This window comes from Plantibacter sp. H53, assembly GCF_001650455.1.
In the GTDB taxonomy this organism is placed as follows: Bacteria; Actinomycetota; Actinomycetes; order Actinomycetales; family Microbacteriaceae; genus Plantibacter; species Plantibacter flavus_A.
Genome location: NZ_LWCT01000004.1, coordinates 86,929 through 99,344, shown reverse-complemented (window position 1 = coordinate 99,344; position 12,416 = coordinate 86,929). Strand labels below are relative to the sequence as shown.

13 protein-coding genes and 3 tRNA genes are annotated in these 12,416 nt (G+C 66.2%); 10 read left to right on the top strand and 6 right to left on the bottom strand.

Features of this window, described 5'->3' with window-relative positions:
* From A4X17_RS03825 to A4X17_RS03805, 5 genes are all read left to right on the top strand, one after another.
* Nucleotides 1-885, top strand: coding sequence for a peptidoglycan recognition family protein (locus A4X17_RS03825; protein ID WP_064294341.1), 885 nt, complete (start codon nt 1-3; stop codon nt 883-885).
* 28 nt (nt 886-913) lie between these two features.
* Nucleotides 914-1,366: a hypothetical protein gene (locus tag A4X17_RS03820; protein WP_064294340.1), complete on the top strand. Its 453-nt coding sequence runs from the start codon at nt 914-916 to the stop codon at nt 1,364-1,366.
* Complete coding sequence (locus A4X17_RS03815; protein WP_064294339.1) at nt 1,363-1,734, top strand: hypothetical protein; 372 nt, start codon at nt 1,363-1,365, stop codon at nt 1,732-1,734. The genes A4X17_RS03820 and A4X17_RS03815 overlap by 4 nt, the downstream gene beginning before the upstream one ends.
* 103 nt (nt 1,735-1,837) lie before the next feature.
* Nucleotides 1,838-2,140, top strand: coding sequence for a hypothetical protein (locus tag A4X17_RS03810; protein WP_064294338.1), 303 nt, complete (start codon nt 1,838-1,840; stop codon nt 2,138-2,140).
* Between the two features lie 34 nt (nt 2,141-2,174).
* Entirely contained in the window at nt 2,175-3,788 is a 1,614-nt protein-coding gene (locus A4X17_RS03805) for an SGNH/GDSL hydrolase family protein (RefSeq protein WP_064294337.1), read from the top strand.
* Between the two features lie 58 nt (nt 3,789-3,846).
* On the opposite strand, the gene A4X17_RS03800 is transcribed toward A4X17_RS03805, so the two are convergent.
* The 5 genes from A4X17_RS03800 to A4X17_RS03780 form a co-directional block, all read right to left on the bottom strand.
* Nucleotides 3,847-4,629, bottom strand: coding sequence for an SGNH/GDSL hydrolase family protein (locus A4X17_RS03800; RefSeq protein WP_082915898.1), 783 nt, complete (start codon nt 4,627-4,629; stop codon nt 3,847-3,849).
* Nucleotides 4,630-4,656: 27 nt separating this feature from the next.
* On the bottom strand, nt 4,657-4,947 hold the full coding sequence (locus tag A4X17_RS03795; RefSeq protein WP_064294336.1) for a hypothetical protein: 291 nt from the start codon (nt 4,945-4,947) through the stop codon (nt 4,657-4,659).
* A gap of 291 nt (nt 4,948-5,238) precedes the next feature.
* Nucleotides 5,239-5,311, bottom strand: a tRNA-Phe gene (locus A4X17_RS03790).
* Between the two features lie 78 nt (nt 5,312-5,389).
* Nucleotides 5,390-5,463, bottom strand: a tRNA-Asp gene (locus A4X17_RS03785).
* Nucleotides 5,464-5,580: 117 nt separating this feature from the next.
* Nucleotides 5,581-5,656, bottom strand: a tRNA-Glu gene (locus A4X17_RS03780).
* Between the two features lie 291 nt (nt 5,657-5,947).
* Between A4X17_RS03780 and A4X17_RS03775 the strand changes: the two genes are divergently transcribed.
* Complete coding sequence (locus A4X17_RS03775) at nt 5,948-7,243, top strand: M23 family metallopeptidase (RefSeq protein ID WP_082915904.1); 1,296 nt, start codon at nt 5,948-5,950, stop codon at nt 7,241-7,243.
* A gap of 87 nt (nt 7,244-7,330) precedes the next feature.
* Here A4X17_RS03775 and A4X17_RS03770 read toward each other — a convergent pair whose 3' ends face one another.
* A complete protein-coding gene (locus A4X17_RS03770; RefSeq protein ID WP_064294335.1) occupies nt 7,331-7,822 on the bottom strand; it encodes an inorganic diphosphatase in 492 nt (163 codons plus the stop codon).
* A 129-nt stretch (nt 7,823-7,951) separates the two neighbouring features.
* Between A4X17_RS03770 and tilS the strand changes: the two genes are divergently transcribed.
* The 4 genes from tilS (at nt 7,952) to folE (ending at nt 12,413) form a co-directional block, all read left to right on the top strand.
* The gene (tilS, locus tag A4X17_RS03765; RefSeq protein ID WP_064294402.1) at nt 7,952-8,959 is read left to right on the top strand and encodes a tRNA lysidine(34) synthetase TilS; all 1,008 of its coding nucleotides are present in this window, start codon (nt 7,952-7,954) and stop codon (nt 8,957-8,959) included.
* 61 nt (nt 8,960-9,020) lie between these two features.
* On the top strand, nt 9,021-9,572 hold the full coding sequence (gene hpt / locus A4X17_RS03760) for a hypoxanthine phosphoribosyltransferase (RefSeq protein ID WP_064294334.1): 552 nt from the start codon (nt 9,021-9,023) through the stop codon (nt 9,570-9,572).
* 154 nt (nt 9,573-9,726) lie between these two features.
* Nucleotides 9,727-11,745, top strand: a complete 2,019-nt coding sequence (gene ftsH, locus A4X17_RS03755; RefSeq protein ID WP_064294333.1) for an ATP-dependent zinc metalloprotease FtsH — start codon at nt 9,727-9,729, stop codon at nt 11,743-11,745.
* A gap of 5 nt (nt 11,746-11,750) precedes the next feature.
* Nucleotides 11,751-12,413 carry a GTP cyclohydrolase I FolE gene (folE, locus tag A4X17_RS03750; RefSeq protein ID WP_082915896.1) on the top strand — a complete coding sequence of 221 codons (663 nt, stop codon included), beginning with the start codon at nt 11,751-11,753 and terminating at the stop codon, nt 12,411-12,413.
* The last annotated feature ends 3 nt before the right edge of the window (nt 12,414-12,416 follow it).

The following is a 12,416-nucleotide window of genomic DNA, read 5'->3' as shown; positions in this document are numbered from 1 at the left end:
ATGACCATCAGCGCACTCACCACACAGGCGTACGTCACCTCGCAGAAGTCCTCTCGGGGCGATCGGACCATTGACCGGTTCATCCAGCATCATGCGGTCTCTCGAGACTGGCGTGCAGTGCTCGGTCTGATGATGGGCGCGAAGGAAGTGTCTGCGAATTACATCATCGGCAACGACGGCGAGATCATCTCGGTGGTCCCGGAGGAGTTCCGAGCATGGACTTCTTCATCTGCTGAGTGGGACGGCCGTGCGATCACCGTCGAGGTGTGCAACGAGACCCTCGCTCCGGCTTACACGATCAGCGCTGCCGCTCAGGAGTCCCTGTCCGCGCTCATGGCTGACGTGTCCAAGCGGTACGGCTTCCCGCTGGTTCGTGACGGCGCCGACTCCACAGTCCTCGGGCACCGGGAGCTGTACCAGTTCTACGGCGCCTCCTACGCGACCGCCTGTCCAGGCGGGCTACCCATCGACGCGACTGTTGTGCGCGCGAACACCATCAAAGCGGGTAAGCCCGCACCCCGGAAAGAGGAGGACGACATGCCCAAGACGCAGCTCATCCGCAACGCCACCCCGACAGACAAGACCTTCGGCCGTGTCGCCGCAGTGAACCCGGCGACGGGTTTCTACTTCGGCCTGCCGAACTGGGAGTACCTGCCGCTGCTCACGAAGTACGGCATCATCGACCAGCCTGTTGGCGCAGACGGTCAGCTCCGGAACCTGGCACCCACTGACGCGCGTGATGTGCCGGCGAACGAGTTCAACTTCGTCGTGAACCTCGCAGCCACGGTCCGAGCCGCGAACGAGTCTGCTGGTGCCGTGGATGCGGCCCTTGCTGACGACTTCGCGAAGCTGGCCCCGACTTCTGCCGCGAACGCGATCAAGTAGCCCGCTTCCATCCCGGGAGGGGGATCCCATGTTCAAACGATTGTTCGCCGCGTCCATCTGGGCGTCGGGCAACATCCGGCCTGAGGATTGGCGGTTCCGTGGGATCTTCCGGGTCGTCCTGCCAGTCGGCAACCTCATCTTCCTGTACTTCGGGGTCGTCGGGTTCGTGCGAGGGGTGGGATCGGTGACTGATGCGACGTCCACCATGTACGCGGCGTTCTGGTCCGGCGCGATCGCGCTGACGTCGTTGGCGTGTCTGGTCGGGGTGTCGTTCCCGAAGCTGGGGAGGCTCGAGCTGGGTGCGAAGCTCGTTCTCATCGGCCTGGTGGCGTCCTACGTCGCCGTGTTGACTGCCAGGAGCTTCGAGATCCCCGGTTCGCAGGCCACCGCCGGCCTCATGTCCGCGTTGGTCGTGTTGCCCATCTGGCGCGTCTTCGACCTTGGCATTCAGCTGCGTAAGAGCAAGGCGGTGGAGAAGTGACCGGCGCGGAGATGATCTCCGCGGCCGGCCTCATCGTCACAGCTCTTCTCGGGCTGGGCGTGTACATCAACAACAAGCGGTCGAACCGCACTGCGGAGACCCGCAACCAGGTGGATGCCGGGTCGCAGTTGTTCGACAACAACATTGAGCTCGCCGAGTACGTGGACAAGCGCATCGCGATCGCGTTGCAGCCGGTGCAGGCGGAGCTTGATGCATTCAAGGAGTGGAAGAAGTCCACGAACGCGATCATCCGCCGGTTCTTCCGGCAGCTGATCACGTGGGATCGGAATGGCCGTCAGGGTCAGATGCCGATGCCGTCCGCTGAGGACATGACTCAGTTGGAGATCGAGGATCTGCACGCTGATTGAGCGGGCTTCGGAGTGCTGTTGACACCCCGAAGCCCTACCCCCTGCAGGAGGGTGAGCGCGAGCTTACCCACTTCCACCCATCACCGATATAGGAGACATCCCCATGAGCAAGCACGCAGCAGTCCCCGAGATCTGGTTCAAGTCCCAGCGGGTCATCCGCACGGTCCTCGTGAACCTGATCGTCATTCTCCCCGTCGTGAACATCTCACTGCCGCTGGTGGTCGATGCGTTCACCGGCAATGGCGTTCCGGCTGAGGTCACCGTCCTCGTCAACGCGATCGTCGCCGGGATCCTCGTCGTCACTGGTGTGGTGACCCGCATCATCGCGATCCCCGCAGTGAATGGCTTCCTGACGAAGCTCGGTGCCGGTTCGGTTCCGAAGTCTGCTGTCGAGACGTCTGTCTAACCCCTACCCGCACGTATCCCTTGAAGGGGGCAGCATGGTCAACTATCTCGTATCCGTCGACTCCGAAACGAAGGAGCTGCCCGATAGCGTCAAGAATGCGCTGCCCTTCAACCCGCAGACCATCGTGGACGCACGTGTCGACGGTGGCAATGTGTGGCTCGTCAGGGACAACGAGTCTGAGATTCCTTTGGGCGACCTCACGGGTCCAGCAGGGCCGAACACTGTGCCCACTGAGACCGCCATCGCGACCGCCCTGACCAACCCCGGCGCGCCTCGAGATGCACTCGAAGCTGCTGTAAACGCCGAGCTGGTGGATGCGCTTGTACCGTACCCATCTATGGTCACCGCGGGCGAGAACTTCGCGGCTAAGGTCGACCTCCTCGCGGACAACATGGCGGTCGGTCTCGCAGGGGACTCGACCGGAGACGAGAACGCTGAGTGGTTCCGCCGTGGACATGAACTGTGGCTGCCGTTGAACCCTGCCCTCGCGTGCGACTACACGCGCTGGGACATCGCAACGGAGACCAACTCGCCGGCAATCGCCTTGCAGACGAGCACGGGCTCGCTTGTTGTTGCTGCTGAGGACTCGTTCTCGAGGACCGCAGCCGACCTCATCGGATCTGGGTCGCCCGAGGCTGGCAACAGTTGGTCGGGCGAGACGGGGAAGTTCTCTGTCGATGGTTCCGCGGCGGTCGTCACTGCAGCGCCGGGAAACGTGCAGGCAGTCGGAACCGTCCAGGGTGGCGATCGCCTCAGCACGTGGAGCGTGACCGTTGACACGAACGCGAAAGCTGTCGGCGGCGTACTCAACCTGCATGCGGGTGCGAGCGCAAGCAACCGAGTTTGGGTGTATATCTCCATCGCTGCATCCGGGGCAGTCACATGGGGCATTCAGAAGCAGATCGCTGGCGTCTTCGCTAACGTCGTCAATGGAACAGGGACGCCGCTCACAGCATCATCGGTTCAGACCGTTCCTGTGACACTCCGTCTCAATGGCACAACCGTGACCGCCACCCTGAACGGGGTCAGCGTCACGGCGACACTTTCCGCAGGTGACGTGTCAGCCCTCGCGACGGCGACCAACACCTACATCACGACTACCGGTGCTGGCGCGGTCGGATGGAAGATCGAATCGGTGAAGGTCGTCGTGACGGTCGCGCCTAAGAAGCTGACGATCTACAACGCCTCGAAGGCAGGATCGACGCTGGATTACCAGGCCGCTCACATCGCCGCGATGTTCCCCGCACCGCTTGACCTGTTGTTCATCTCGTCCTGCCACAACTACGGAAGCGACAGCGCGGAGGTCTACCTGACCAAGGTCCTTACCTTCATCGATGCGTTCCGTGCCATCCACCCCGAAACAGGAATCGTCGTCGTTGCACAAAACCCGGAGTTTCCGCCGAATGCTACGCACGAGGCTCACCGGAAGCGCCTGGCCAGTCTCCGAGGCTTTGCCAAGCGGCATAACTTCGGCTACCTTCCCGCCGCTGAGGCGTTCCAGAAGCGTCCGGATGGCGGCGTGGCTGCGGTTCGCGTGGACGGGGTGCATCCCAAGGCAGCCTTCGAGCTCGCCGACCCAAACAATGGCTCATACATCTGGGCCGCTGCGCTCCGGGACTGGTATACGAAACTGTCGCTCCTAGTGTAGATGCGACAAACGCCCCTCGCGGGCCTCCGTAGAGGCCCGCGAGGGGCGTTTTGTCGTTCTATCCAAGGATGTTCCGCAGCGCTTCGATCGTCTTGTCAGCAAGGTACCGGTGCCCAGCGGTGCTTGGGTGACCTGCCGCAGTCTCGTCGATGACGGATTGATAGTTCTCCGCTGTGATCCAGTTCTCGGCGATGGGGGAGACGTAGTGGATGCCAGCGGAGCGGGCGGCTCCGCGAAGATCATTATCGACCGAGGAGAGGTTCGCCTCTACTGGCAGGGCAGAGGGTGCCGGGCCAAGGAGGACGATCTGCGTCGTCGGGTACTTCGACCGGACAGCTGCGAGCGTGGCGTCGATCGCCTCGCCAAGCGTGCTCTGGTCTTGGAATGCATCGTTGATGCCGCCCTGCATGATGAACAGAGATGGCTCGGCGTCGGGTAGCTCGGCGATCCGCTGCGCGTATGTACCTTCAGCATTCGGGCCTGCATTCAGATAGCCAGTTCCCGAGACTCCACGCACTGACGTCTCCCATCCCATGTCCGCGCCGGTGAGGTAGGCGTAACCCTCGGAGGACGGTGTGGCGGCGTACCCTGCTGTCCATGAATCACCGAAGATGATGACGCTCGCACCTGCTGGCGCGTTGATGGGAGGCAGCGCCGGGTCGGTGTTAGCCGTACCGAAGCTCGGGATGGGGCGCTGCTCGCCGTTCGAGGCGACCGTGCGAGTGTTGCCGAGGGCTATCCCGGTGAGTGCGACCGCCGCGACCGCCAATAGCGCTAGGAATATGTACTTCACGTTGGCGTCGAACCATGATGCAGGCGTGTGGCGTCGGCGTTTCCCCATGCGACGAATCCTAGCCCCGCGACGCGGTCAGATGCGCCGCCGCTGCACTCCGTCGCCGTCGATCCCGTTCGGTGGCCCGTCACGCCCGTCACGCTTCGTTGGCAGGTCGTACCGCACGAAATCATCCGCCTCAGCTAGTGACCCCTTCGTCCCCATCAGCACCCGCGCACCCGCATCCAACGCCCAACGCGACACGAAGAACACATCCTCACCACGACCGTCACGGCGACGTTGGATGATCGCCTTCGGATTCACCGGGTCGTTGCGCATCACCAACCACGTGTCCTGGTCGTAACGGATCGGATTCGGACGAGTCACACGCGCCCGATCGTGTTGACCGCGATAAAGATGATGAGGGCGATCAGGATGAGGCCGGCGACACTGCCGATGATCTTCGTCGACAGGGGACGCTTACTCGATGGGTCAGTCATGGGTGGAGCCTAGCCGCGGGGGACGACATGCAGCCAGGGGCGCATCTATCCCGAGTTGCACGAAAAGCTACTTTCAGTGAATCGGATACACGCACGGATACACCGGGACGTTTTGCACCGCTCACCTGGGAGAATGAATAAGGCCCCAATCTCAGTAGAAGCCTGAGAGAGGGGCCAGTGGCTCCGACGGGCGTCGATCCCGTGACCTCACGATTTTCAGTCGTGCGCTCTACCAACTGAGCTACAGAGCCGAGTACATCAGCTGCACGAACGGCGACGATGTCTCAAAAGCAGAAGCCCTCCCTTGCGAGAGGGCTTCCGACCTTTTGCGACCCTGACGGGACTTGAACCCGCGACCTCCGCCGTGACAGGGCGGCACGCTAACCAACTGCGCTACAGGGCCATACATGTTGAATTGCTGGTGATACGAACTGCGGTGATGCTGGTGTTCCTCGGTGCTTCTCGCAGTCGCGCAGACTCACTATACCTGAATCCGAGCGGCTGTTTTTCCAGTAGTCGGTGGTGACCCCAACGGGATTCGAACCCGTGCTGCCGCCGTGAAAGGGCGGTGTCCTAGGCCGCTAAACGATAGGGCCGCGAAGCCCTGAAGCTTCATGACTACCGAGCGACAAGCATACGGATGAAACCGCCGAATCCAAAATCGGGTTCGCGGAGCTGCGGTCGGCACTCCATGCCGGATGTGGCGACAGGCGCCGAATGACCACTGCACGGCCCCCGGCCGGGGTTAGCCTCTGGCGTGGACCACTCCCGGATGCCGCGGCCGACGGGGGTGTCTGCAGCCAGTCCCGACCCCCGTCGGGCTAGCGTGGACAGTGGTACCGATGTGACCGATGTGACTGCAGCGAACCGAGATGGGCCCCTACTTCATGAGCAAGAAGCTTGCCGGCGCTTGGCGCCGAAGCCGGACGACCAACGCCGGATCGGCGTCCTCCGTGCGGTGGCGAGGACGCCTCACCGCCGCCATCGTCATGTCGCTCGCGATCGTCGGCTCGTTCGGCGTCGCCGGTCCGGCGTCAGCAGCCGACTACCCCTCGTGGGATGACGTCCAGGCCGCGAAGGGCAACGAGGCCGCCAAGGCCGCCGAAGTCACGAACATCAAGAACTTCATCGTCCAGCTGCAGGACGAACTGCAGGTCGCCCAGGACGAGGCCGAGAAACGCGGTACGGAGTTCCAGGCCGCTGAGGAGGCCTTCTTCGAGGCCGACGCCCGGGCCACCGCGATCCAGTCGCAGGCCGACGCCAAGACGACCGAGGCCGACACCGCCACGAAGCAGGCCGGTCGGGTCGCCTCGCAGCTCTACCGATCCGGCGGCGCCGACCTCAGCCTGAGCCTCTTCCTCGACGGCGAGAGCAAGGGCGCGACCGACCTCCTGTCCAAGCTCGGCAATATGAACCAGGTCGCCGAGCACAGCAACGGCGTCTACGAGCAGGCGGTCGCCGCACGCAACACCGCGGCTGCGCTCGGTGAACAGGCCGGTGTCGCCCGCGACGAGCGCGAGTCCCTGCGTCAGGCCGCCCAGGTGGCGATGGAGGCAGCACAGGCGGCTGCGTCCGCGGCAGCCGACAAACTGGAGCAGAACCAGGAACTGATCGTCACACTCAACGCCCAGCTCAGCGCTTTGCAGGACTCCACGGCGAAGACCGTCAAGGACTACGAGGCGGGCGTCGCGGCCGCGAAGGCGAAGGCCGCGGCCGAAGCCGCCGCGCGGGGACAGAGCGCCGACGGCGGTCAGCTCAGCAGCCAGGGCTGGGCTATCCCGGCCTCCGGCAGCATCTCGGGCACCTACGGCTACCGCGACCCGATCTCCACCGGCGGCGGCAGCTCGGGCAGCTTCCACCGCGGCACCGACATCGCGGGCGGCTGCGGGATCCCGATCTACGCGGCGACCGGGGGCACCGTCAGCTACGCCGGCTGGTACGGCACCTACGGCAACTTCATCCTCATCGAGCACGGGGCCGGCGTCTCGACCGGCTACGCACACATCGTGAACGGTGGCATCCAGGTCGCTGTCGGCAGTCAGGTCTCCGCCGGACAGGTCATCGCCTACGTCGGCACGACCGGTGCCTCGACCGGCTGCCACCTGCACTTCGAGGTCCGCATCAACGGCAGCGCGATCGACGCGCAGCCGTTCATGGCCGACCGCGGTGCGCCGCTCGGCTGATCGAGCACCTCGACCCGCACGACGAAGCGGCCGACACCCGAGGGTGCCGGCCGCTTCGTCATGCGGGGTGCGGAGGTCCGCAGGGGGTCAGTGACCCTCCGCCTTGAGCTTGTCGAAGCCCGCGAGGATGATCTTCTCGGCCGCAGCGGCGTCGCCCCAGCCGTCGATCCGCGCCCACTTGCCGGGCTCGGTGTCCTTGTAGTGGACGAAGAAGTGCTCGATCTCGTCGCGCGTCGCCTGCGGGATGTCGTTCAGGTCCTGGATGTGCGACCAGCGCGGGTCCTTGTACTGCACGGCGATGACCTTGTCGTCGCCGCCGCCGTCGTCCGTCATGTGCAGCACACCGACGGGGCGGACCTTGATGCCGACGCCCGGGAAGGTCGGGAAGTCGAGCAGGACCAGGACGTCGACCGGGTCGCCGTCCTCGCCGAGGGTGTTCTCGAAGAAGCCGTAGTCGGCGGGGTAGACGAAGCTCGTGAACAGGACGCGGTCCAGGAAGACCCGACCGGTCTCGTGGTCGATCTCGTACTTGTTGCGGCTGCCCCGCGGGATCTCGATGACGGCGTCGTACTCGGCCATAAGCCTGCTCCTTGCGCGGTTGGATGACGTGGAGTCGGCGCGGTCGCCGACGAGGACCAACCATAACCGATGCGTCCCGGAGCGAACGGTGTGGGGAGGCGCTCGGCGCGGTGCAATAGCGTGGTCCGCGTGAACGACGTCCGACCCCCGCTCCACCCGTCCGTCGCCGCCCTGCGGAAGGCGGTGCGCGATGCGATCGCGGGCACGGCGCCAGCGGCGTCACGTGACGTCGCCGGTGCCGACCTGCTCGTCGCGCTGAGCGGTGGTGCCGACTCGCTCGCGCTCGCCGCCGCGACCGCGTTCGAAGCCGGAAAGGTCGGTCTACGGGCCGGCGCCGTGATCGTCGACCACGGATTGCAAGCGGGCTCGGCCGACGTCGCGGCGCGTGCCGCGGACCAGGCGCGTGCCCTGGGGCTCGACCCCGTCCTCGTCCGCGTCGTCGAGGTGGGCTCCGAGGGTGGACCGGAGGCCGCGGCACGGGCGGCCCGGTACACCGCGCTCGACGCCGCCCGGGTCGAGGTCGGTGCGTCCCTGGTGCTGCTCGCGCACACCCTCGACGACCAGGCGGAGACCGTGCTCCTCGGCCTCGCTCGCGGGTCGGGCACGGGTAGCCTGCAGGGCATGGCGCCCGTCTCCGGTCCACTTCTCCGGCCACTGCTCGGGATCCGACGCTCCCAGACCCGCGAGGCGTGCGCGTCCGAAGGACTCGAACCGTGGCACGACCCGCACAACACCGACGACGCCTACGCGCGGGTCCGGGTCCGGGAACGGGTCCTGCCGGTGCTCGAGGCGGAGCTCGGACCGGGGATCGCCGAGGCCCTCGCCCGCACCGCCGACGCCGCCCGGGAGGATGCGGACGCCTTCGAGGAGATGATCGAGGAGACCATCGAGGAGCTCGTCGAGCACGCTGAGGCCGGGATCTCCGTCAGCGCCGGGGCACTCGCCGCCAATCCGGCGGCGCTCCGCCAGAGGATCATCCGGTACATCGTGCAGAGCGAGTTCGGCGTCTCGCTCACGAGGTCGCAGACGATCGAGGTCGCGCGGCTCGTCACCGACTGGACCGGTCAGGGTCCGATCGACCTGCCCGGCCTGACGGCGTCCCGGCACGCGGGACGCATCGTCTTCGCGGCCCGCTGATCACGGCGCTCCCGAGCAGGAGGCGCACGGGCGTCCGGGTCATCTCGCATACACTCGACGCATGGAGCAGAGCGACATTTCCGACGACCTCACGACCATCCTCGTCACCGAGCAGGAGATCCGCGACAAGCTCGCCGAACTCGCCCGGCAGATCGAGACCGACTACGCCGGGAAGGACGTCCTGCTCGTCGGCGTGCTGAAGGGCGCGGTCATGGTCATGGCCGACCTCGCGCGCGAACTCCGCATCCCGCTCTCGATGGACTGGATGGCGGTCAGCTCCTACGGCGCCGGCACGAAGTCGAGCGGTGTCGTCCAGATCCGCAAGGACCTCGACGCGGACCTCACCGGCCGCCACGTCCTGATCGTCGAGGACATCATCGACTCCGGCCTCACCCTCTCCTGGCTGCTCGAGAACTTCGCCTCGCGCGGAGCCGCGTCCATCGAGGTCTGCGCGCTCCTCCGCAAGCCCGAGGCCGCCAAGGTGCACGTCGAGTGCAAGTACGTCGGTTTCGACATCCCGAACGACTTCGTCGTCGGGTACGGCCTCGACTTCGACGAGAAGTACCGCAACCTCCGCGACGTCGGCGTCCTCGCCCCGCACGTCTACGCCTGAACCACTCCACCGACCTCACACCGCACCCCCGTTAAGCCCACGGCAAACACAGGGGAGGCATCCAGCGGCGAGGGGGTAGCCTGATTCGCGACGCGGCTCCGCCCGTCGACCCCTCCTGCAGAAAGGGAACGGGCCAGCCCCGGCCTCTCAACTTATGAACGTCAAGCGTCTCTTCAAGGGTCCCATCCCGTACCTCATCATCGCCGCCCTGGTCTTCTGGATCGGCATCAGCCTGATGAGCATGAACGGCTTCCGTGAGGTCTCCACGCAAGAGGGTCTCGCCTTCCTCGAGAAGGGGCAGGTCAAGGAGGCCGTCATCACCGACGGCGACCAGCGCGTCGACCTCACGCTGACGAAGGCCGACGACGAGTTCGGCAAGCAGGTGCAGTTCTACTACGTCGGCGCCCGTGCGGCCGACGTGGTCGAGGCCGTCGACGCCGCAGACCCGTCCGGTGGCTACAACGACAAGGTGCCCCAGCCGAGCTGGCTCCTGTCGATGCTCGGACTCCTCCTCCCGCTGCTCCTCATCGGTGTCTTCTTCTGGCTGATGCTCTCCGGCATGCAGGGTGGCGGCAACAAGGTCATGCAGTTCGGAAAGTCCAAGGCGAAGCTCGTCTCGAAGGAGTCGCCGAAGGTGACCTTCGACGACGTCGCCGGTGCCGACGAGGCGATCGAGGAGCTCGAGGAGATCAAGGACTTCCTCAAGGAGCCCGCGAAGTTCCAGGCCGTCGGCGCGCGCATCCCGAAGGGCGTCCTGCTGTACGGCCCTCCTGGAACGGGCAAGACGCTCCTCGCCCGCGCCGTCGCCGGTGAAGCCGGTGTGCCGTTCTACTCGATCTCCGGTTCCGACTTCGTCGAGATGTTCGTCGGTGTCGGTGCGAGCCGCGTCCGCGACCTCTTCCAGCAGGCCAAGGAGAACTCGCCCGCGATCATCTTCGTCGACGAGATCGACGCCGTCGGTCGTCACCGCGGCGCCGGCATGGGCGGCGGTCACGATGAGCGCGAGCAGACCCTCAACCAGCTGCTCGTCGAGATGGACGGCTTCGACGTCAAGACGAACGTCATCCTGATCGCCGCGACCAACCGCCCCGACATCCTCGACCCCGCGCTGCTGCGCCCGGGCCGCTTCGACCGCCAGATCGGCGTCGACGCCCCCGACCTCGCCGGCCGCAAGAAGATCCTCGAGGTGCACGGCAAGGGCAAGCCGCTCGCCGCGAGCGTCGACCTCGAGGTCGTCGCCCGCAAGTCGCCCGGTTTCACCGGTGCCGACCTCGCCAACGTCCTCAACGAGGCCGCACTGCTCACGGCGCGCTCCAACGCCCAGCTGATCGACAACCGCGCACTCGACGAGGCCATCGACCGCGTCATCGCCGGTCCGCAGCGCCGCACGCGCGTCATGCGCGAGCAGGAGAAGCTCATCACCGCGTACCACGAGGGCGGGCACGCGCTCGCTGCAGCGGCGATGAACAACACCGACCCCGTCACGAAGGTCACGATCCTTCCGCGCGGCCGTGCCCTCGGTTACACGATGGTGCTCCCTCTCGAAGACAAGTACTCCGTCACGCGCAACGAGCTGCTCGACCAGCTCGCCTACGCGATGGGCGGCCGTGTCGCCGAGGAGCTCGTGTTCCACGACCCGACCACGGGCGCGTCGAACGACATCGAGAAGGCGACAGGTATCGCCCGCAAGATGGTCACCGAGTACGGCATGACCACCGACGTCGGTGCCGTCAAGCTCGGGCAGTCGTCGGGCGAGATGTTCCTCGGCCGCGACATGGGCCACCAGCGCGACTACTCGGAGGAGATCGCGCAGCGGGTCGACGCCCAGGTCCGCGAGCTCATCGAGGCCGCGCACGACGAAGCCTGGCAGGTCATCACGACCAACCGGGCCGTGCTCGACCGCCTCGCCGCCGAGCTGATGGAGAAGGAGACCCTCGACCACGTCCAGCTGGCCGAGATCTTCAAGGACGTCAAGAAGCTCCCGCCGCGCCCCGTCTGGCTGTCCAGCAAGAAGCGCCCCGTCGGGTCGGGTTCGGCCGTCGGTTCCGCATCGTTCACCGCACCCATCGACTCCGGTGCGGCTGACGGCGGCGTGAGCTCCGAGCCCGAGCCCGAGGCTCCCGCGAAGCCCAAGCGCACCCGCGCGACGAAGCCGCGACCGGCGACCGCCTAGCCCGCATGACCCACGGCGAGCACACCGCGGACGACGCGGTCGCAGCCGCGCAGGCCGAGCCCGATCAGGGCTCGGTCTCGCGGTCGTCGGTGGACCGCGAACGGATCGCCGCAGCGGTCCTCGAGATCCTCGAGGCGATCGGCGAGGACCCCTCCCGCGACGGCCTCGCCGACACCCCCTCGCGCGTCGCCGATGCGTACGCGGAGTTCTTCGGCGGCGTCGGCCAGGACGCCGGCGTGCACCTGGCCCGCCCCATCCCGATCGAGGAGGGCGCGACCAGTGATGTCGTGCTCGTCCGGGACATCGCCTTCCGTTCCGTGTGCGAGCACCATCTGCTCCCGTTCCTCGGCACGGCGCACATCGCCTACCTGCCTGACGAACTCGTCATCGGCCTCGGTGCCCTGCCGAAGCTCGTCGACACACTCGCCTCGCGCCCGCAGGTCCAGGAGCGGCTGAGCGAGCAGATCGCGGACACCCTCGTCGAGCGGCTCGCGCCTCGCGGCGTCCTCGTCGTGCTCCAGGCCGCGCACGGCTGCGTCTCGATGCGCGGATCGCGCCAGCTGTCGAGCACCACCGTCACCATCGCCAGCCGTGGAGCCCTGGCCGATCCGGCCGCGCGGGCCGAGCTGATGGTCCTGATCGGCGCGTCCGCCGACCAGGCGGGGTGATCG

Coding starts and splice junctions, on each gene's coding strand:
- A4X17_RS03825 (WP_064294341.1), top strand. CDS start 1: ATGACCATCAGCGCACTCACCACACAGGCGTACGTCACCTCGCAGAAG.
- A4X17_RS03820 (WP_064294340.1), top strand. CDS start 914: ATGTTCAAACGATTGTTCGCCGCGTCCATCTGGGCGTCGGGCAACATC.
- A4X17_RS03810 (WP_064294338.1), top strand. CDS start 1,838: ATGAGCAAGCACGCAGCAGTCCCCGAGATCTGGTTCAAGTCCCAGCGG.
- A4X17_RS03805 (WP_064294337.1), top strand. CDS start 2,175: ATGGTCAACTATCTCGTATCCGTCGACTCCGAAACGAAGGAGCTGCCC.
- A4X17_RS03800 (WP_082915898.1), bottom strand. CDS start 4,629: ATGGGGAAACGCCGACGCCACACGCCTGCATCATGGTTCGACGCCAAC.
- A4X17_RS03775 (WP_082915904.1), top strand. CDS start 5,948: ATGAGCAAGAAGCTTGCCGGCGCTTGGCGCCGAAGCCGGACGACCAAC.
- A4X17_RS03770 (WP_064294335.1), bottom strand. CDS start 7,822: ATGGCCGAGTACGACGCCGTCATCGAGATCCCGCGGGGCAGCCGCAAC.
- hpt (WP_064294334.1), top strand. CDS start 9,021: ATGGAGCAGAGCGACATTTCCGACGACCTCACGACCATCCTCGTCACC.
- ftsH (WP_064294333.1), top strand. CDS start 9,727: ATGAACGTCAAGCGTCTCTTCAAGGGTCCCATCCCGTACCTCATCATC.
- folE (WP_082915896.1), top strand. CDS start 11,751: ATGACCCACGGCGAGCACACCGCGGACGACGCGGTCGCAGCCGCGCAG.